General features: G+C 59.8%; 21 protein-coding genes. 8 read left to right on the top strand and 13 right to left on the bottom strand.

Annotation, left to right across the window (positions count from 1 at the left end):
- Positions 1–3: 3 nt before the first annotated feature.
- From FHX10_RS10550 to FHX10_RS10520, 7 genes are read right to left on the bottom strand one after another with little or no spacing between them, the layout of a single operon-like run.
- Positions 4–942: a Flp pilus assembly protein CpaB gene (locus FHX10_RS10550; protein WP_063475693.1), complete on the bottom strand. Its 939-nt coding sequence runs from the start codon at positions 940–942 to the stop codon at positions 4–6.
- Positions 939–1865: a hypothetical protein gene (locus FHX10_RS10545; RefSeq protein ID WP_097542633.1), complete on the bottom strand. Its 927-nt coding sequence runs from the start codon at positions 1863–1865 to the stop codon at positions 939–941. The genes FHX10_RS10550 and FHX10_RS10545 overlap by 4 nt, the downstream gene beginning before the upstream one ends.
- Before the next feature lies 1 nt (position 1866).
- Positions 1867–2547 (bottom strand): TadE/TadG family type IV pilus assembly protein, encoded by a 681-nt coding sequence (locus FHX10_RS10540; protein ID WP_097630152.1) that lies wholly within the window; start codon positions 2545–2547, stop codon positions 1867–1869.
- Positions 2519–4162 carry a TadE/TadG family type IV pilus assembly protein gene (locus FHX10_RS10535; protein WP_097594694.1) on the bottom strand — a complete coding sequence of 548 codons (1644 nt, stop codon included), beginning with the start codon at positions 4160–4162 and terminating at the stop codon, positions 2519–2521. The genes FHX10_RS10540 and FHX10_RS10535 overlap by 29 nt, the downstream gene beginning before the upstream one ends.
- Entirely contained in the window at positions 4159–4956 is a 798-nt protein-coding gene (locus tag FHX10_RS10530) for a TadE/TadG family type IV pilus assembly protein (protein WP_097542636.1), read from the bottom strand. Before FHX10_RS10530 ends, FHX10_RS10535 begins: the two co-directional genes overlap by 4 nt.
- A gap of 5 nt (positions 4957–4961) precedes the next feature.
- Positions 4962–5525, bottom strand: coding sequence for a prepilin peptidase (locus FHX10_RS10525; protein WP_097542637.1), 564 nt, complete (start codon positions 5523–5525; stop codon positions 4962–4964).
- Between the two features lie 13 nt (positions 5526–5538).
- A complete protein-coding gene (locus tag FHX10_RS10520) occupies positions 5539–5742 on the bottom strand; it encodes a hypothetical protein (protein WP_047611854.1) in 204 nt (67 codons plus the stop codon).
- Between the two features lie 469 nt (positions 5743–6211).
- On the opposite strand from FHX10_RS10520, the gene FHX10_RS10515 reads away from it, so the two are divergent.
- The 8 genes from FHX10_RS10515 (at position 6212) to FHX10_RS10480 (ending at position 14204) form a co-directional block, all read left to right on the top strand.
- Entirely contained in the window at positions 6212–7531 is a 1320-nt protein-coding gene (locus FHX10_RS10515; RefSeq protein ID WP_244604739.1) for a CpaF family protein, read from the top strand.
- A gap of 267 nt (positions 7532–7798) precedes the next feature.
- Positions 7799–8863 (top strand): glycosyltransferase family 2 protein, encoded by a 1065-nt coding sequence (locus FHX10_RS10510; RefSeq protein WP_165932215.1) that lies wholly within the window; start codon positions 7799–7801, stop codon positions 8861–8863.
- Between the two features lie 23 nt (positions 8864–8886).
- A complete protein-coding gene (locus FHX10_RS10505; protein ID WP_206114689.1) occupies positions 8887–9465 on the top strand; it encodes an SIS domain-containing protein in 579 nt (192 codons plus the stop codon).
- A gap of 86 nt (positions 9466–9551) precedes the next feature.
- On the top strand, positions 9552–10496 hold the full coding sequence (locus FHX10_RS10500; protein ID WP_164735877.1) for a hypothetical protein: 945 nt from the start codon (positions 9552–9554) through the stop codon (positions 10494–10496).
- Positions 10496–11629 carry an NAD(P)/FAD-dependent oxidoreductase gene (locus FHX10_RS10495; protein WP_097542640.1) on the top strand — a complete coding sequence of 378 codons (1134 nt, stop codon included), beginning with the start codon at positions 10496–10498 and terminating at the stop codon, positions 11627–11629. Before FHX10_RS10500 ends, FHX10_RS10495 begins: the two co-directional genes overlap by 1 nt.
- Positions 11623–12399, top strand: coding sequence for an NUDIX domain-containing protein (locus FHX10_RS10490; RefSeq protein ID WP_097622403.1), 777 nt, complete (start codon positions 11623–11625; stop codon positions 12397–12399). Before FHX10_RS10495 ends, FHX10_RS10490 begins: the two co-directional genes overlap by 7 nt.
- Positions 12374–13054: a D-glycero-alpha-D-manno-heptose-1,7-bisphosphate 7-phosphatase gene (locus FHX10_RS10485; protein WP_097630150.1), complete on the top strand. Its 681-nt coding sequence runs from the start codon at positions 12374–12376 to the stop codon at positions 13052–13054. The genes FHX10_RS10490 and FHX10_RS10485 overlap by 26 nt, the downstream gene beginning before the upstream one ends.
- Positions 13047–14204: an MFS transporter gene (locus FHX10_RS10480; protein WP_097542643.1), complete on the top strand. Its 1158-nt coding sequence runs from the start codon at positions 13047–13049 to the stop codon at positions 14202–14204. Before FHX10_RS10485 ends, FHX10_RS10480 begins: the two co-directional genes overlap by 8 nt.
- Here the strand turns inward: FHX10_RS10480 and FHX10_RS35565 are convergent.
- The 6 genes from FHX10_RS35565 to FHX10_RS10450 form a co-directional block, all read right to left on the bottom strand.
- Positions 14124–14528: a type II toxin-antitoxin system RelE/ParE family toxin gene (locus tag FHX10_RS35565; protein WP_097622400.1), complete on the bottom strand. Its 405-nt coding sequence runs from the start codon at positions 14526–14528 to the stop codon at positions 14124–14126. The genes FHX10_RS10480 and FHX10_RS35565 overlap by 81 nt on opposite strands.
- Positions 14525–14836 carry a type II toxin-antitoxin system ParD family antitoxin gene (locus tag FHX10_RS10470; protein ID WP_097622649.1) on the bottom strand — a complete coding sequence of 104 codons (312 nt, stop codon included), beginning with the start codon at positions 14834–14836 and terminating at the stop codon, positions 14525–14527. The genes FHX10_RS35565 and FHX10_RS10470 overlap by 4 nt, the downstream gene beginning before the upstream one ends.
- Positions 14837–14932: 96 nt before the next feature.
- Entirely contained in the window at positions 14933–15478 is a 546-nt protein-coding gene (locus FHX10_RS10465) for a sarcosine oxidase subunit gamma family protein (protein WP_097542645.1), read from the bottom strand.
- Positions 15471–18425, bottom strand: a complete 2955-nt coding sequence (locus tag FHX10_RS10460) for a sarcosine oxidase subunit alpha family protein (protein WP_097630149.1) — start codon at positions 18423–18425, stop codon at positions 15471–15473. Before FHX10_RS10460 ends, FHX10_RS10465 begins: the two co-directional genes overlap by 8 nt.
- Entirely contained in the window at positions 18422–18703 is a 282-nt protein-coding gene (locus tag FHX10_RS10455; RefSeq protein ID WP_047611841.1) for a sarcosine oxidase subunit delta, read from the bottom strand. The genes FHX10_RS10460 and FHX10_RS10455 overlap by 4 nt, the downstream gene beginning before the upstream one ends.
- A 12-nt stretch (positions 18704–18715) precedes the next feature.
- Positions 18716–19966 (bottom strand): sarcosine oxidase subunit beta family protein, encoded by a 1251-nt coding sequence (locus FHX10_RS10450; protein ID WP_097542647.1) that lies wholly within the window; start codon positions 19964–19966, stop codon positions 18716–18718.
- Positions 19967–19985: the final 19 nt, after the last annotated feature.

Here is a 19985-nt window from a genome sequence, read left to right as displayed (position 1 = left end):
CGGTCACATGCGCGTCCAGTTGATGCTCGGCAGGTCCTCGACGGTATTGTCGGTCGGATTGCGCAGCACGAGATTGAGGCTGCCGTTCGACTGGCCCATGGCGAAGATCAGCATCTCGGCTTCCGACGGCGTCACTTCGACGGTCACATTGTTGTAAGTGCTGTTGGCCTTGGTCACCGCACCCTCCGGGGTCGTCGCCGCACCGACGGCCAGAACCTTGACGTTCTGCAGGAAGGTGCGGGTGACGACGCGGGTGCGTGAGCTGATGCCGAGTTTATAATCCTGCGCCTGCTTCCGGTAGGCGTTGACATCGTTCTCGTCGGCGCCCGGATACTGGGTGAGGTAGTTCTTCAGCATCTGCTCGACCGGCGACGGCGGCTGGGCCGGAGCCGGCGGTTGCCCAGTCGCGGCAGGCTGCTGGCCCGGAACGGCAGGCGCCTGGCCAGGTGTTCCGGGCTGAGTAGCGGCGGCAGGCGCCACCGGCTCGACCGGTTCGTCGACTGTACCGAGGATATCGACATAGCTGCCCGGCTCGACGAAATGGCCGACGGCCGCGGCAGCGTTGACGGGAAGGGTCAGCGCCCGCTTGCCGGGCGCGATCATCGTTGTCAGGCGTCCGCCATCGGTATCGTCGAAATACTGGAAGAGCAGCACGGAGCCGGCCGGAATGTCGCTCGCAGCCGTCCTGTCCTTCAGCCATTCCTGGTAGGCGCTGGCGGCGGGAACCGCGAGTTTGGCAAGCGCGCCGAAACTTTCCGGCAGCATCACCGGTTCGGCGAGCATATCGGGCGTGATCGCCTGGCCTCGCGTCACCTTCCGGTCTGGCTGGAGCCGCATGAAGGCATAGGCCACCTGCTCGTTCTTGACGCTCTCGGTCCAGAAGTAAAGCAGAACGCCGGTGATGAGCCCGACGATGACGGCCGCAATGAGCTTCCAGTTCATGGTGTTATTCCTTCGACGAAGGGTTGCCGGATTTGAATGACCTCGACGGTCCTGCCGTCGGTTTTGCTGCGCGTGTACAAGACATTGGCCTCGACGCTGCCGCGCCGGCCGTAAAGGGCGGTGACCCCGCCGCGCTCAGCCGGCGGCGTCTCGATGGTGAAGCCGTCGCGGGCAAGAAGATCGGCGCGCTGATCCGACCAGCGCGAGGCCGAAATGGTGCCTTTCGACACGACCGTGCGCGAGGTGTGGCCCTTGTCGCGATCGCCGATATCGCTCAGCACCTCGACGCCGGCCGGCGGACGCAGCGACATCGGCAGCTTGCTGACATCGGCAGGCGCCGCAAAGGCCGGCAGCGTCGAGGCGACATCCTCGAAGCGGCTCATCAGCACCTCGGTCATCGGCGCATCGGCGGGACGGCGGATCATGATCGAGACGCCCGGGATCGGCGCTCTTGCCGAAGGATTGGCCGGATCCTGCCGCCTGAGATAATCGAGGGCGGCCTCGCCGTCGCCGTCGAAGAAGCGCACCACCACGGCGAGGTCATCGCGGATGCGGCTTACCTTCGGGACGATCAGCATGTTGGCGGCGATGACGGCGGTCAGCTCTTGCCTGTCATTGCTCTTCGGCAGGGCAGGTCTTGTATTGACGGCCAGCACCCGCAGCCACTCGTCGGTGATATCGGAAATGCTGCGGTCGCTCTGGTAGGGCGTGAATTCTAGCGGCTGGCCGTTGATGGCGAGATCGCGCGGCGAACGTTCCGGCGCGCCGAGAATGCCGGCCAACATCGAATTCAGCGTCACCCTGAAATCCTTGTAGATCTCGGCACGGCCCGGCGTGGCCACCACGGTGGCGAGGCTGATGACCAGCGCCAAACTCGTGAGATGGCCGGCAAAACGGAAGGAGATGCGCGAGCCCTGTCCCATCTCATTTCGCTCCCGGAAAGACGCCGTCGAAGAGATCGCCGGAATCGTCGGCCACATCGCGGATTTCCCGGCGCAGCGTCGGATCGTAGCCGCGGCGCGTGGTATCGTTGTTGTGCGAGGCAAACAGCGTCGAGTCATCCACCGTGAACGCATCCTTCCAGCGGATGCTCCTGATCGTATCGAGATCGTCGGAATCCCTGAACTTGTAGACCCGGTCGGCGGTCGCGGTGACCAGCTGCGGCTTTTCGTTGGCGAGGTCGCCGACCATATCGCCGAAGTCGCGACCGTCGCTCTTCAGGGTATTTTGCACGTCGTCCCAGACAAAGGTGCGTTGCGGTTCGCCGTCGCCTTCATGCGACGGGGTGCGCGAGCAGTTCATGGCGTCGCGGCCGGGCAGGGCCGGCAAGGCCGGGATCGGGAAGACGTTCGAGAAGTCGGAGGTGCAGGTGAGCCCATTCGCCTCGGCGAAGGCGGCGTTGCGCATGGCGAGCATGGTCCCGACCTTCTTGGTGGAAATCCTGTTCGCGTGGATCACGAAAATCACGATCAGCAGGATGACCGGCGCGGCGAGCACGAATTCAATCGAGGCAAGCCCGCGACTGTCGCGGTGCAGCCGCATCAGCAGCCCGCGGCCCGGAGGACCGCCCATTGGCTCAGTGTGTGTTGACGGCAGCCCAGGCATTGGCTCCTCCCTGATCGAAGACGCGCGTCAGGCCGGTGAAACTGTCGGCGGCCGGGCTCTGCTTGATGGTGTTCGAGACCTCGCCCATATCGTCGGCAAGCGTGGCGGGAGCCAGCGATGCGAGCCAGTCCTGGGTATAGAGGTCGAAGGCCGTGTAATTGTGGACCCAGCTCTGCGCCAAGGCATAGGCGGATGGCGTCTTGTCCTTGAAGATGCGGACCTGCAGCCGGGCGCGCGGTGCGCGCGAAACGACCGCCAGCGTCTGGTAGTCGGTGAGCTGGTCGCCCCCGAAGGGCGTGAAGTTGAAGGGTATGCGTCCCTTCAGCCAATAGGGCTTCGGGAAGGAGACGACGGGCAGACTAGCGCCCGCCACGGAGATCGCACCGCCCGCCGGGCCGCAGACCTGGTTCCAGATCATGTCGAACTTGCGGGTGAAGTCGTTCTCGTCCTTTGTCTGCGCATCCGAATAACGCGGCGGCACGTCGATCGGCAGCTGGAAGGGGTTGGTGATGCCGAAGCCGACGCCGAAGACCTTGTCTGCCAGCCAGAAACTGACATCGAGCGCCAATTCTTCCCAAAAGCCGAGGTCGCCGGCATATTGCTCGACAATCGCCTTGAACGGAACCTTGCTCAGGTAAGCCGGGCCGAAGGCTTCATAAAAGATGTAGAATTCCACCAGTTGATCGTCGATGCCGCTCTCGTGGTTGACCCAGTCGCGAATATGGCTGCCGTCGACCCCGCCTGCCGTCAGCGGACCCTTGCCGTTGGGGAAGCCACGATTGGCGAACTCGCCGCGCATGAGGAGCGGATCCTGTCCCTGAGTCCCATAGGACATGGCAAGGCACATTTCGGTATAGGCCGCGGCGGGATTGACGCCATCACGGTCCACCGGCAGGTTGCCGCCGGCACCTTCTCCGGCCTGGCCGCAGGATTCGCACGGGGGATGGAAGACGACGTGATCCGACTTGTTGAGGCGCACGAGGTGCAGGGCTTCGTTGCCGACGCGCTGCGGAAAGCTTTCGACGAGGTAGTCGTTCAGATCGTTCATCGCATCGATGATGTCACTGGACTTGTTGATAAGACCCCAGGGATCGTATTTGACTTGCGCCGCCACCGTATAGGCAATCGCCTTGGTGGCTTCCGTCGCCCGGAATCCCTGGAACGCCAAGCAAGCGCCGTAGATTATGCCGCCGACGATCGGCACCTTTTGCCAGCCGGGGCAATAGGGCATCGGCGGAAGCGGCGGCAGCAGGGATGCCGGCCCAAAGCCTTCCGTGAAGGAATATTCGGCGAGTTTCGCCAGAATGACACCCGAGCGCAGGGCCAGTTCCGCCGTCGTAAGTTGGAAGGCGACCGAGGTCGCCATGACGACGGTTGCCTGCGACGAGGCGACGTTGTTCATCGCCATGATGTTGAGATAGCGCGCTTCCCAGTCGGCGTGGACGAGGGCGGCGGCGTCGGCCGTATCCTGCGTGCGCTGCTTGTCGTAGATCATCTGTCCGGTGTTCAGGATCCAGACGATCATCAAAGCGAGCGCGATCGCCATGTAGAGAATGATCGGCGAGAGGAAGCCGCGTTCGTCGCGGTGCAGACGTTTGATGAAGGTCGGTGTCATAGCAAGTTCACCTCCGCCGTCGAAATCGTGTAGTAGCGGCCGTCCTTCCTTTGGCCGCGGGCAAAGACCCAGCCGGCATATTCGAGCAGCAGGAAACGCGCTTCCACCTTGGCGGTCACCGGCACGTGCGGCGAGCGATTGATGGCGGCATAAAGCGCCATCGGCGCACGGTCGACAGTCACGGTGACGTTCTGCGGATCGAACATATAACGGGCCTGGTTGCGCATCGCGCGCCAGTTCTTCGAAAGGCCCGAGGCGTCGGCAAGGCTTTTCAGTGCGTCTTCCGGCGGCTGGCAGGCGCCGACGCATTTCAGCTGGTCGTAGGGAGCGGCCGGGATCAGCGCCAGGCGGGCGGCAAGATCGGCCTTGCCGGCGGCGGCATCGTCGTCGCAGGTCTTGGCGTCGATCAAGCTTCGGATGGTGATCGGCAGGGCCGGGCAGAAATAGACGCGGGCGCTGCGCGCCGCCGCATAGGCGGCGTAATGGGTGAAGAGGTGGTTTTTAGCCAGGATCGTGAACTGGAAGACCACGAACATGAAGAAGACGAAGACCGGCGTGACGAGCACGAAATCCATCATTGTCGTGCTGCCTGATGTATCGCCGTGCAGCTCGGATATCCGGCGCCGGCGGGCGGAAAGCCGCGGCAGCAGCAGCATCGAGGCAAGCAAGATTATGGCGATCGCGAAGGTGCCGAAGAGCGCGCCGTGATCCTCAGGGATCCAGAAGGTCCGTGAGTGCAGGATCGAACTCCAGAAAGCACCGTCGAAGATGGGGCGTTCGAGTTCCGCGCGCATTGCCGTTACCTCACGAGTGAGAGAGGGGTGAAATCGGGCATGAAAAGGCACCAGAGAAGTCCGAGCGCAGCGGCAACGCCGAAGCGGACGGTATGATGGGTTTCGCGCGGCTTCAGCACCGAAGCGGCATCGCGGAAACCGGCGGGCAGGAGCAGCGCAAACAGTCCGACAGTTCGGGCCAGCACGCTCCACTGAACACGCCGCGCCATCGAGAAAACGGCGATCACGCCGCCGATCATAAGCGATGCGAGGGTCACGTCGATGGCGGGCCACAGGCCGAGAATGGCGCCGAGCGCCGCCATCAGCTTGACATCGCCGCCGCCGCAGCTTCCGGCTGCGAAGGCGATGAAAAAGATCAGGCCGGCTGCGAGGAGCCCGGCAAAGGCCAGGCCGATCCCGGTCAGACCGCCACTGAGCGCTGCCAGCATGAACCCGCCAAGCAGGCAGGGATAGGTGACGGCGTTCGGGATATGACCGTGGCGATGGTCGAGCACCGCCGCGGTCATGGTGCAGGCGACGGCAAGAGCCGCCGCTGCAGGCATCAGGATCAGATCGTAGGTCATGTCCATGACACTGATCCGCTTATTGACCCGGCTCGGGAATTCTCTCAGCGTCGGAGAGAGCCGTGTTCTTTTCGTTGAACCATTCGCCGATCTGTTTGCCGAATGCGAGCAAAAGCAGCATCAGCGGAATGACGATCAAAGCGACGGCCAGGACGATCTGGGCCATGTCGCCGCGCTCGTCCTTGTGAAGTGCAATTGCGATAGTCTTGAGTTTTCCAAACATCTGCGTATTCCTCGTTCCTAGGTTTGTTTCGGATCGAAGACCTTGGCGAAGATGAAGCAAGCATACGCTATCGATCCGAACCAGCACGTTGCTCGTTCCAATGATATTTTCTGCTTCAGCTTATCTTCCCCAGTGGCCAACGCTTGTTGAGCAACACCATTAAGACCCAAGAGTGCGCCCAAGGCCAGCCCTCCGTCAAGCAAACGAAACGAAGGGTTCCAATTGACTTGGAGACGTCGCCGGCAAAGCCGCAGTTGACGGCGGAGTTTTTCAACTAACCGTTTGAACCGTCTGCAGTTTTACCTGCCGAGACGAAGTTTTTGGCGCTGTTGCGGCACCTCGTCTACTGCTCCATAATTGGTCAATTCTTTCAAAGCGATAGAAGAAGTGGCGCGCTGCACTCATAACGGCCGTCTTCGTCGAGCCCAACCATGGTGTTATTTGAGGATCTGGATTAAGCTTTCCTCAAATGGTGGACATGGTCCGCCAGTCGATCCGGAGAGAAAACGATGGAAACGATGAGCAGCATCTTGATACTTGGATTGGTCCTCATTCCACTGATGATGTTCTTTCCGACCGCCGTTCAGATGATGGCGACACTCTTCGGCATGAGCACGGTTCTGGTCGGGATGCCGCTCTGATGAAAGCCGTTTCCGACGACGCTGCCGAACAGGCAACCTTCCAGGTTCTGACCCGGGCGCTGGACAAGCTGCTCGGGCCGATCCGTTTTCTCCTCGAGGATCCGAGCGTTTCCGAAATCCTGATCAACGGGACATCCGACATCTTCGTCGAAAGGCGAGGCAAGCTCGAACGCGCCGATACGCGTTTCGCCAGTCGCGAGGACCTGGAATCGGCCGCGCGCAGCATCGCGCAATTCTCCGGCAAGCGGCTGACGCCGGAGGAGCCGAGCGTGGAGGCCCGCCTGCCGGATGGTTCACGCGTCCAGATGATCCAGCCGCCGGCGGCCCGCACCGGGCTCTGCATCTCCATCCGCCGCTTTCTGAAAGAACATCGCAGCATCCGCGATCTCGTCACACAGGGCAGCCTGACCGAGGAGTCGCTGTCGCTGCTGCAGGCGGCCGTCGGGCTGCAGAAGAACGTCATCATCTCCGGCGGCACCGGCACCGGCAAGACGACGATGCTGAACGCGCTGTCGGAAGCCTTTGCCGACCACGAACGCATCATCGTCATCGAGGACACCTCGGAACTGCAGATCCGCAAGGAGCACGTGGTCTATCTCGAAGTGACGAAGCCTGACCGTTTCGGCCGCGGCGGCGCCAGCATCCGCGACCTGTTCCGCTCGTCGCTGCGCATGCGGCCCGATCGCATCATCGTCGGCGAATGCCGCGGCGGCGAGGCCCTCGATATGATCCAGGCAATGACTTCGGGGCACAGCGGCAGCCTTTCGACAGTGCATGCGAACACGCCCTACGATGCCCTGCACCGGCTGGAAACGCTGGCGCTGATGTCGGATATCGACATGCCGCTGCGGCCGTTGCGCGCCCAGATCGCCTCGGCGGTCGACGTCGTCGTGCAGATCGCCCGCTTCAAGCGCACCGGAAGGCGCCGGGTGATCGAGATTTCCGAGATCAAGGGCCTGAACAATGACGGCCAGTATATCGTCGAAAGCATCTACAAACTCGAGGGCGACGGCCATTCCAATTCCGATGGCGCACTGCTGTGGACCGGCGTCGTGCCGAGCTTCGCCACCGATGCGATGGAAGAACTGCAAGGCGCAGAGCGCGCGGAGTGGATGACGGCCGAAGCCACCGCGCGGGCAACGGCTTGAAATCTGTTGGCGGACGCTACTTGGGAACTGTCTGCCCGACTTTCGACGCTTGGTAAAAGGCCCGGAGATCGCGCCGAGCGTCGATAGCATGCACCGGCCGCGCAGATTTTTCTGCGGAAATCGAATCGCCATTAATGCCGGGCCGATACTCTTGTTCGCTATCCCCTACAATTTAAAGGGTTCACAAAACTGTCATAATCCGCAATCATGGGTAGATTGATTGTTTTATTTCAATGTGAGCCGATGTTCCGATATAGCACGCCCCCAATGTTCGACTGTGCAACGGCCTTGGCGGCATCTGTTGTGTCGTACTTTGACCCCGAGTCCAAAGCAATCAGCCCTCCTCGTTGGGAGAAAGAGCGGGAACTCCATAAGTCGACAGTCGAATTTGTGCGGCAGGGATTGGAAATCGAGGTAGCCGAAGCGTGGTCTATCTCTCCTTCGGTGCCTTCTTTTTTTAGGGGTGTTTTGTCGAGCATCAAAGATGCCCTTGAACGGCCCGGCATGCCGGTCAACCAGGCAACTATTGTAGCGAGTCGTGTCCTTTCTGAAACGAGGCTGCTTTTTGCCATGCAAAATTTTGACGCAAATTCGGCGTCTCCGAGCAAGCGGCGATCAGATCACCCCGGTAAAGTCAGCGTTATAATTCCTTTTCGAGCAACCGTCCCTCATGACGGCCGGCTGCGAAACCTGCTTTCGTGTTTGAGGGTACTTACCCGACAGAGCGCTGGAGCAGTATCCATCGTCGTTGTCGAAGATGATGAGATTCCCCGCAACAGGGGGGCACTGGAGCACTACGACATCCAATATCATCATCGGCTGAACACCGGCAAATTCAACAAATCAGCAGCGATTAATTTCGGCTCATCAATTTGCAGATCGGATGATGGGATTCTCTGCATTCTCGACGGTGATGCCTACCTAGATGAAACATTTGTCGATCAGTCGATAGGTTGCCTCATTGAGTCGGGCTGCAAGGTACTCTTTCCCTACACGGACATGTACTTCATTCAGCCGGAAGATACGGGCCGAATATACGAAAAGGGATTTCGGTCTGCCTGCCCAATCTTCGGGTACGTTTCGAAGAATGCACCAGGAGGCTGTGTCTGGTTATTTCAAGAAACATTCGACGCCGTTGGCGGATTCGACGCAGGCTTTGTCGGCTGGGGAGGAGAAGACCGTGACTTCTTCAGCCGGGTTGAAGCGATTGAGAAAATCGCCCGCCTTCCCGGCATTTTTGCCCATCTCTATCACGAACGAGCCCCAGAAATAAAAATATCGATGAATTCAGGAAAGCCATGGGAAAATGACTATAGAGCCTCTGCCACCTAAAGTATAAGTGAAGGAAATTTATAGTGCAAAATGCGATATCCGAATATATAACGGATTTTAATAGCGCTTTGGCGTCAGTGCATCTAAATTCGATTGCCTCTTTCGTTGATCTGATCGATGACGCTTGGCAGCGGGATAAGCAAATCATAGTTTGCGGCAATGGCGGCAGTGCTTTGACGGCGCTCCATTACGTTACTGACTGGAACAAATCGCTCCCACTCGCGACAGGGAGGCGGTTTCGTGGTCGGTCCGTTCTTGACAATATTGGTTTGCTGACTGCCCACGCGAACGACCAATCCTATCCAGAAAGTTTTGCCGAGCAGATCCGCAATGTAGTCGATCCCGGCGACGTTGTTCTGCTGATTTCCGGTAGTGGCAACTCCGCCAACGTCGTCCAAGGGGCGAAAGTCGCAAAGTCCCTTGGCGCAACGGTCGCCTCGATCGTCGGGTTTGATGGCGGAGCACTGGTATCGTTGTCCGACCGGATTCTTCACGTTTCGCGTTCCGACATGCAAATATGTGAAGACATTCACATGATGGTCGGACACATGATCCTGCGCACACTGATCAAGCGGCACACTCCCCCTATTGCTGCTGCATGAGCCATCTCAAATCGCCTGACGTACCGCCCGACTTAATAGTTTCAAAAACCCCATTGAGGGTGAGCTTCCTGGGTGGAGGAAGTGATGTGCCAAGCTTCTATAAGAAAATGAATGGCGGCGTCGTGAGCACCGCCATCGACAAGTTTGTGTTCGTGACCGCCAAATGGCGACGCGATAGCAAAATCAGGTTGGTTACTCATTCGGAACAGCTATTCTCAACCTGGCATAAGATAAGCGATCCGATCCTACGATCGGTTTTCCAGTCTCTCAACTGGCGAGGGGGAGTTGACGTTTCGATCATGTCGGACGTCACATCAAGCGGAAGCGGCCTTGGAGCATCCAGTGCCGTTGCCGTTGGCCTGTTCAATGCACTTGTGCAACTCGCCGGTCATTTTCTCGAACCGAATGAGCTAGCAGCGCGCGCTGCGCACGCCGAAATGATAATTGCTGGCCGCGAGATCGGGAAGCAGGATGCCTACCCTCCGGCCTTTGGCGGTCTTCGACATTATCGGTTTCTGTCTAACGAAACGGTCGAATGCCGTGGCCTCGACCTTTCGCCTGATGTGCAAGCAGAATTGTCAAGCTGGCTTATGCTGCTCGACAGCGGTTATCGCCGGGACGCGTCGAAAACATTGGCAACACAAAGGGTTCTTGTGTCGCCCGTTGCACGCGACGAGGTTCTGGCAAGGATGGTCCACCTTGCTGAAGACTTGGCATTGGACTTGGAACGTTCGGATCTATCGAACGTCGGAAATTACTTCGACGAGGCGTGGCATCTCAAAGAGCGCCTTGGCGCTTTAGATGGCAAACCTGAGCTGGCGGAGATTTACAATCGAGCCAAGCGTTGCGGGGCTTTAGGTGCGAAAATTCTGGGAGCCGGCGGAGGAGGATATTTCCTGTTTCTAGCGCCCCCTAGCGCACATGCTCAGCTCCAGGATGCCTTTCACAGCAAAGCCTTGCACAAGGTTTCCATCCATAGCGAAGGCTCTCGTGCCGACAAGATTGACTACTCTGGCGTGGGAGCGTCTTAATGGAAGGTGCAGATCACTTTGATGTTTTGGTCGTGGGAGCTGGCTGCGCAGGGCTCACAACTGCCGACGTTCTAAGCGAACTTGGCGCAAAAGTCCTCCTCATCGAGCAAGGAGATAAAATCGCTCCTGGTCCAAGCACTCGGAACGGGGGCTATGTTCACGGTGGCGGTTTTCATGCCGCTGTGATCGATGATCCGATACGGGCGGCCCGCACTGCGCAACGATGCAGGGAAGGGTGCGAATTTTACCGCACGCATCATTGGACGGCGATCCATCACAACGCAGCGCCGGTTCGCCTTCTTGTCCGCGACAAGGTTCTCGCAGACCGAGCCCTGGAAAGATGGGCCTCTTTTCAGATAGAAGCGATCCCTCTTTCTTCTGCCCAATTGGCCAACCCTGAATTTGAATTCCGCGGAAACGCCACGGTTGCTGCATACGTGAAGGACCTGCCGATCAACTACGCAATGGTCTACCAGAAGCTCCTATCCCGGATGCTTCATAGAGGCGTCACCACGTGGGTGGGACATCGCCTGTCTTCATACGTCGATGGCATTGCAACAATCACGGTCGCGGGTGAGACCAAGCGCGTGAGGGTAAAGCAGGTCGTCTATTGCGCAGGTTTCGAAACAAAAGGCTTGTTGGAGCGAAACAGAGACCGGTGGAGTTCACTCGGGGATACGACTGTTAAACTATGGAAAAGTCATGTTGTTTTGACGAAGCGTTTCACGAAATTTGGATACATGATCGTCGATCCCGGTGACGTTTCGGTGATGCCCCAAGGCGACTACTGCGTTGTATGTCAGAGCCAGGAGGATTTGGAAATCGAAGCGCCCAACTATGACCAGGTGCCCTCCACTGTTGCCGGCATCAAAGACCGGCTGAATACAACCTATAACGTCCCGCATTTCGCAGCTTATCAGTCCAATGCCTGCCTGAAGCCGAGCATTCATGTCAGCAGCGCCGGCCCACGATCAGTTGACGTGCATGTCATAGAGCTTTCTGAAAATGAGATCCTCGCCCTTCCAGGCAAAGCAACGGAAGCTCCCCTCATGGCAGCAGAGGTAGCCGCCAAATTACAAGCCATGCTCACGTATTCAATAACGAAACGGCCGGGAGACACATATTCATGGTGAAACACAGATTCCCGGAAGAGACCCATCTTTCAGTGGTAGCTCGAAATGTCCGCTGCAAGCTCGCTGGTAGTTTCGAGTTCGATGACGCAGGTCGATCGGAACAGTTCCGCATTTGGTCAGATTTCACACGGACTCGGCCGAGCGCGTTCGATGGCGCACTTCTCAGGCTCAAATCTTTTGCGAGCGCAAAGGGCATCGCGGCAATCGAGGCAGAGCGGACATCCTTCTCCGCTTACATCACATCACGCCAGCCGTCGTTTTCTGATGAGTTTCCAGCGTCAGGAAGAGCAGACCCCCTGGGCTTGACTGTTCTTCTTGTCAGCCGCGATAACCACCTTGTCCTCACTCAGCGGAGCCTAACAGCCGAGCAAAACCCGGGTGGTCTCTATTTCGTCGGCGGATATGCCGAGCCGACCGCGCGCGATGGAGAGATCAATCTATTCGAAGAAGCCACGCGCGAAGTGAAAGAAGAACTTGGGGTTCTGGATGTTGATCCAGACCGATCATGGCTGATCGGCCTAGCGTATGATCCTGTCTACTGCCATCCGGAGCTGTTCTTCGTTATGAGGGCCGGTCACACTGCGGCGGAGATTGTGAGCCTCAGCCGGGATGCGGATGATCGGAATGAGGCAAACAGCATCTTTACGCATCCATTTGATGCCGTTCTATCAGAGGATGTGAAGCAACTGGCGACTTTTCCGAGGACGTGGAGCTATATCAGAGGCATTAACTTCGCGAGACGCCATGTTGAAACCACTGGCCGGTTATAAGCGGCAGGAATACGAGAAATTCCATTCTCGCATATACTGGCGACGCGAACGACAAAGCCGACCGCGGCAGGAAATTCTATTCTTGGACCGGGATGGCGTCCTCAACGTCGATAGCGGATATGTGGGGAGTATTCGGCAAGTTGAACTCCTGCCCGGGGTGATCAATGCGATCCAATTTTGTCGCCGGTCAGGAATCTTCGTCGCTCTCGTGACAAATCAAAGCGGCATTGGAAGAAAGTATTACTCCTGGGCTGATTTCGAGTTGGTGTGCCATCACATAGAGCAATCGATCTCAAGAGATGCTCCAATGTTCGAAGCTATTGCAGCCTGCGCTCAGGTTCCAAATCCGGACTTAGTGGAGGAGTTCGAATGGAGGAAGCCAGGCCCGGGCATGATACAGGCAATTTGTGACCGGTTGGAGTTACGCGCGGACCGGTGTTGGCTTGTCGGAGATCGGCTCTCTGATGTTGAAGCAGCTGCGCGAGCCGGACTTGCCGGTGCAGTTCAAATATCGGACCCGCGATCGAAGCGAGCGAGCCCTGCTTCCACGGGATTTTCCCATCTTTATGCAGATGAAGCCGCTGACGCCATTGCGCTGGCCGCATCATCAATCCTTCGACAAAGAGATTTAAGGGATCGCAATGTCTATGAGTGACGCCGAGACCACGTCAACTCGGTGGAATAATGTCGCCTATGCTCTGTCCATCGGCCTGCTAACGGCGTCAGTAAATCCCAATCTTTCCTTGTATCTGTATGAGAGATTTCGCGTCGACCCCACCACGCTAAGCTGGCTTTTGGGTCTGAACAGTATTGCCGGCTTGGTTTTCACATTGATTATACCGGCGATCTCCGATCGCGTTTCAGACCTCCGAAGAATGCTTTCCACGGTGAATTGCGTTGCATTTTTCGGGTTGGCTAGCATTCCTTTCGTGTCAGACCCGCACACGCTTGGCCTGCTGTTTGTTCTGTTGCTGGGACCATACAGCGCGTTATCGAGCCTCTTTTTCGCATACATTCGACGGACGCATTCCAACCCATCGCTCGTTGTGAAATTACGGAGCCTGTTTTCTGTCGCATGGGTCGTGGGACCAGCAGCAGCCACCACAGCGATGACCAGTTTCGGTCTATCAAGCATATTTTGGATTGCCGCGACTCTTTGTTTAGCCAACAGCATGTTTATTTGGTGGATGCCGTCATCCAACCCACCGTTTCCCCGAGCTAAGAGGGACAACGGTCAAAACGGAAAAATTACTGTTATCTTGATGTTCGCTGGTTTTGTGCTCCTTCTGGGCACCAACTATATCACGGGCAACGTGGTCTCCTTGTTGCTAAGGGATGAGTTTCACTCAACTCTGTTTCAGATCGGCCTCGTCGCAAGCTTGGCCGCCGCGTTTGAGATACCGCTGTTCTTTTTATTGCCAATTGTCGCAGAAAGACGTGGACGCGCATTCGTGTTTAAAATTGGCTGTCTAGCAGGGCTCCTTTACTGCATCGGCCTTTCAGCCTCACAAAACTACCTGCAAGTTCTGCTCTTACAGGCTCTTAACGCCGTATTCGTTGCATCCGTGATAGGAATGGGGCTTGCCTGGTTCCAGGAAATTCACCCGGCGAAGATTGGATTCATGACGGGACTTTTTTCCAACGCTTCGCGTCTAAGCGCATTGGTCGCGGCACCAGTTATCGGCACGTCAACACTTTATTTTGCAAGCTATCGAGGTCCCATCCTAGTTGCAGCCATCATGGTCCTGGCGGGCGGGCTGATTCTGCTCCCGATCGCCGCCGACAGGAAACAGCACGCTCGGTAGCTTCCATGCGACGTGCAGGAAATCGCACCTGCCATATTTTTCATCCGACCACTCGATCACCGTCGTTAGAGTGTCATTCGCCCCCAGCCGGAACCGCTCTCTCTCAACCAATTCCACCGGCCCTTGGTCGGTGTCCGGATGGGTCTCGTAGAGGATTACATAGGGAGCCTCAACGAGCATGCGCGCCGAGGGACTGATATCCCGTTGGCGTGAGCCGAGACGCGGCTGGTCGATCAAAAGCATCGCCTTCTCTCGGAAACGGCGGAAATATCGCTCCGCCGCCTGAGGCTGTTCCCGGGCGATGTCAGCGTAGATTTTTTTCACGCCGGCGCGGGCGGCGACAGTCCAGACGAGCGGGCATGCTGGGCGGCGAGCTTGGCTTCCTGGCGTGCCTCGTCGAGCAGCCGATCGAAATCTACGGGCTCAATGCCGCCGCTTGCCTTGCCTTCGGCCCAGAATGCGCGCAAGCGCTCAATGTCGCCCTTACGGGATTCCCATTTTGCAGACCAGTCGCGGATAGCTTCACGGATTACTTCGCTGCTGCTGGCGTATGCGCCGCTTTCCACGGCATCGCGCAGCAAATCCGCCTGCTGTGGCGTCATCGAGACACTAATCTTTTCGACGTTGGGCACAAGCAGCTCCATTTCCCCGCGGTGGTAAAGATTACCACCGCCTCGACCTCCTGCCAAGTATCCTGGAAATGGCGCCATTGCCGACACGGATGGCCCCTATGCGTCGTCCTTTTCGGCGCTCGCCGCCATATGGGTGAGTTCGTCCCAGAGGCTTTCGGCAAAGCTGCGCAGGACCGTGAGTTCGAAGCTGTCATCGCCGGTGCGGACGATCTGCACGGAGAGATGACCAACCATGGTCATGGCCGAATGGCCTTCCGGGAAGACGCCGGGATCGAGATTGACGGCGGTGCCCTTTGAGAGAAGCGCCCGCGAAGAGCGGCCGGAAACGCCGATGCGCACACGCCCGTGGCTCTGGTCCATGACGTAGGCTTTTCCGGCAAGCGCTGCGGCGAGGGCATCAAGGCTGGCAGGGACGAGTGGTTCGTCGCCGGCGACGAACCATTGACCGAAGCCCGCCTTGCGGATCGAACTTTTTGCAAAGCCTGCCTTTGCCAATTCCGCAGCGAGCGCGGATGGCTCTATCGCGCCGAGCACATGCAGGAGATGCCCCTCCGGCAGGGCTTGCAGGCGGATGCCGGCCTCCGAGATGCCGTTATAAACCGTTCCGGCCAGAACCGGTTTGTGTTGCGGAAGATCAGGCATGAAGCTTCTCGTTTTCGGGATCGATGAAGACGGGATGGCAGAGCACCGCATCGGTGAATTCATTGCGCAGGCCGTTCCAGACCGTCACCTTTTCGCCGATACGCTCCGGCCCGCGCTTGACGAGCGCCAGGCCGATCGTATGGCCGAGCCCCGGCGAAAAGGCGCTCGATGTGACGTAGCCCTGATCGTTTTCGAGCGTCGCCGCAGCGCCCTCGGCAAGGATATGCGAGCCGGTGCGGAAGCCGCTTGTCGGATTGAGCGGTTTGACGCCGACGAGGCGCGGGCGCTCGGGATCCTGCAGGCCGTCGCGGGCAAGCATGGCCTTGCCGATGAAATCCGGCTTGGTTGATGAAACCATGCGGCCGAAACCGAGATCGCCTGGGGTGACCGTGCCGTTGATCTCGGCATGGGTGACGTGGCCCTTCTCGATGCGCATGACGCCGAGCGCTTCGGCGCCATAGGCGCAGATGCCACGTTTCTCACCGGCTGCCATGATCGCGTCGGCAACGCCTTCGCCGTAGCCGGCCGGTACTGCCAGCTCGTAGGCGAGTTCGCCGGAGAAGGAGATCCGGAAGAGCCGGCCTTCGAGCCCGCCGCCGAAGAGCGAGACCTTGCGGGCGCTCATGAAGGGGAAGGCCGCATCCGACAGATCCTCGTCGACGATCTCGGAGAGGATGTCGCGCGACTTCGGCCCGGCAACGGCCATCTGCGCCCATTGATCGGTGGAGGAGGCGAAGCAGACGTCGAGCTCCGGCCAGAGCGTCTGGGCGCAGAATTCGAGATGGGTGAGCACGCCGGCGGCAAGTGCGGTCGTCGTCGTCATGAAGAAATGATCGTCGCTGAACCGGCTGGTGGTGCCGTCGTCATAGATGAAGCCATCCTCGCGCAGCATGATGCCGTAACGCGCCTTGCCGACGGCAAGCTTGGCGAAGCCGTTGCAATAGATGCGATCGAGGAAGGTCGCGGCATCCCTGCCGAAGATTTCGATCTTGCCGAGGGTCGAGACGTCGCAGAGGCCGGCATTTTTGCGGATGTTCAATACTTCGCGGTCGACGCTTTCGCGCCACGTCGTTTCGCCCACGCGCGGGAACCAGGAAGAACGATACCAGAGGCCGGTTTCGACGAAGACCGCGCCGTTTTTCTCGGCCCAGCCATGCAGCGGCGATTTGCGCGCCGGCTGGAAATGTTTGCCGCGCGATGCCCCGGTCAAAGCGCCGAAGGAGACCGGCGTATAGAAGGGCCGGAAGGTCGTCGTTCCCACCTCGGCGGGCGACACGCCACGCGTCTCGGCGAGAATGCCGATGGCGTTGATGTTGGAAAGCTTGCCCTGGTCGGTCGCCATGCCGCTGGTGGTATAACGCTTGGCGAGCTCGACATGGCCGTAGCCTTCGCGCACGGCCAGCCCAAGGTCCTTGAGATGCACGTCGTTCTGATAGTCGACGAAGGCCTTGCCCTTTGAACCTTTGACCGACCAGAGCGGCTTTGCGTGCTGAGCCGTCTCGGTGGCGGAAGCAAAGGCCGGTTCCGCGGCGAGGCCGATTGCCTGCAATGCGGCGGCGGCCTTTGCGGCGCCATCGCCGAGGCAGGCTGTGGTCTGCGCAAGGCCGTCTGCGGCGCCCGCAACCGCGAGGCCTTCCTGTGCAGTCGGCGCCAGAAACCCCGAAGTCTCCTCCGACCATCGCGGCTTGCCGCCGCGATGGCAGGCAAGATGAATGACCGGGCTCCAGCCACCCGACATCGCGAGCGCATCCGCGTCGATCCGGCGAAGGCCGCCTGCGGTTTCGACGCCGACGCTGTGCAGGCGCTTGCCGCCGAACGCATCGATCACCCGGGCGCCCCGCAGAACCTCGGCACGGCCCTGCCAGCTCTTGCCGCCATCGGCGCGACTGTCGATGATCGCCGCAACTCGAAGGCCGGAGGCTTCAAGGTCGGCGGCGGTGTCATATCCGGCATCATTGGTGGTGAAGATCACCGTGCTTTGGCCCGGCGCCACCGCCTGCCGGTTGAGATAGCTGCGCATGGCGCCTGCCATCATCACACCGGGAATATCGTTGCCGCCAAAGACGAGCGGCCGCTCTTCGGCGCCGGTCGCCAGGATCGCCTGGCGGGCGACGATGCGCCACAACCGTTCGACCGGACGATCCGGATCGGGCATCGCTACATGCTTCTGCACCCGCTCGACGGCGCCGAAGACATTGTCGTCGTACCAGCCGAACACCGTCATGCGCGGCATGCGGCGCACGTTCTCCAGGCCCTCCAGCTCGGCAAGCAGCTCGTTGAGAACAGTGCCCGCCGGCTTGCCGTCGACGGTGCCGGTCTCGGAAAGCAGGCTACCGCCGAGTTCCGGCCCCTCGTCGGCGAGGATGACGCGTGCGCCGGCCCGGCCGGCGGTCAGCGCTGCGGCAAGGCCGGCAGGGCCGGCGCCGATCACCAGCAGATCGCAATGCGCCCAGCATTTCTCGTAGGAATCAGGATCGGCTTCGTAGGAGGCTCTGCCGAGGCCCGCCGCCTTGCGGATCACCGGCTCGTAGAGCTTTTCCCAGAGGGCCGCCGGCCACATGAAGGTCTTGTAATAGAAGCCGGCGCTGAGGAAGGGCGACAGCAGCCCGTTGACCGCGCCGATATCGAAGCCGAGAGAGGGCCAGCGGTTCTGGCTCTTTGCCGTCAACCCCTGATAAAGCTCGATCATCGTCGCGCGTGTATTCGGTTCGGTGCGCCCGCCGCTGCCTGTCGTCACCAGCGCGTTCGGTTCGGCGGCCCCCGCCGTCAGAATGCCGCGCGGGCGGTGATATTTGAAGCTGCGGCCGACGAGCTGGACGCCGTTGGCGAGCAGCGCCGAGGCGAGCGTGTCGCCCGGATGGCCTTCGAGCGGCCTGCCGTCGAAGGTGAAGCCGAGCGTTGTGGCGCGGTCGATCCGGCCGCCGGAGGAGAGACGGAAACTCGTCATGCCGGTTCTCCGCCGAGCTTGGAAAGGGCGGCATCCCTGACGCGGTGGACCGCATGGGTGACGGTGTCGCGCTCGACGATCAGCCAGCGGCGGCATCCGGAGGTGTGATGCCAGTATTCGCTGTGCCGGCCGCGCGGATTGTCACGGAGATAGACATAGTCGAACCAGGCATCCGCGCCGGCATCCGGCGCCGGCCTGGCAAGGCTGGCATCGCCGCGGATCGAAAATTCCTCCTTGGGCCGGGCACCGCAATGGGGACATGAAATCAGGCTTGCCATGGTCGAATGTCCTTAGTGCAGATTGGGCTGGGCGCCGACGCCCTTTTCGTCGATCGGATAACCGCGCGCGAAACGGTCGAGCCGGAAGGCGCGGGCGGTCTGATGCGGCGTGTTGCGGGCGATCAGATGGGCGTAGCAGAAGCCGGAGGCGGGTGTCGCCTTGAAGCCGCCGTAACACCAGCCGGTATTGAGGTAGAGATTGTCGATATGGGTGCGGTCGATGATCGGCGAGCCGTCCATGCTCATATCCATGACGCCGCCCCAGGAGCGCAGATAGCGCACGCGCGAAAGCGACGGGATCATCGCCAGCCCGGCCTCGGCGACATGTTCGACCGAAGCGAGATTGCCGCGCTGGGCATAGGAATTATAGCCGTCGATATCGCCGCCGAAGACGAGGCCGCCCTTATCGGACTGGGAGACATAGAAATGCCCGGCGCCGAAGGTGACGACCGTGTCGATGAAGGGTTTCAGGCCTTCGGAGACGAAGGCCTGCAGCACATGGCTTTCAATCGGCAGCCGCAGGCCGGCCATATCGGCGACGACGGTGGAGTTGCCGGCGGCTGCGAGCGCCAGCTTGCCGCAGCCGATGAAGCCCTTGCTGGTCTCGACGCCGGTCACCTGACCATTTTCGCGGCGGATACCGGTCACCTCGCACTGGGTGATGATGTCGACGCCGCGGCTGTCTGCGCCGCGCGCATAACCCCAGGCGACCGCATCGTGACGCACCGTGCCGCCGCGCGGGTGGAACAGGCCGCCCATAATGGGGAAACGGGCATTGTCGAAATCGAGGAAGGGCAATTTCCGGCGCACTGCCTGCCGGTCGAGAAGCTCGGCGTCGACGCCGTGCAGCCGCATGGCGTTGCCGCGGCGCGTATAGGCGTCACGCTGCGCATCGGAATGGAAGAGGTTGAGCACGCCGCGCTGCGAGACCATGGCGTTGAAGTTGAAGTCCTGCTCCAGCCCTTCCCAAAGCTTCATCGACAGCTCGTAGAAGGGATTGTTGCCTGATAGCAGGTAGTTCGAACGGATGATCGTCGTGTTCCTGCCGATATTGCCGGAGCCGAGATAGCCCTTTTCGAGGACGGCGACATTGGTGACGCCGAACTCCTTGGCGAGATAATAGGCGGTGGCAAGACCATGGCCGCCGCCGCCGACGATGATGACGTCGTAATGCGGCTTCGGCGCCGGATCGCGCCAGGCAGGCGCCCAGCCCTTGTTGCCGCGAAGGCCGTTCAGAAAAATCGAAAGAGCGGAATAGCGCATGGGTCACCCGGAAAGAACA

This window comes from Rhizobium sp. BK591, from assembly GCF_014195045.1.
GTDB lineage: Bacteria > Pseudomonadota > Alphaproteobacteria > Rhizobiales > Rhizobiaceae > Rhizobium > Rhizobium anhuiense.
The sequence above is the reverse complement of the archived record's forward strand: the minus strand, read 5'-3'. Positions and strand labels throughout refer to the sequence as shown.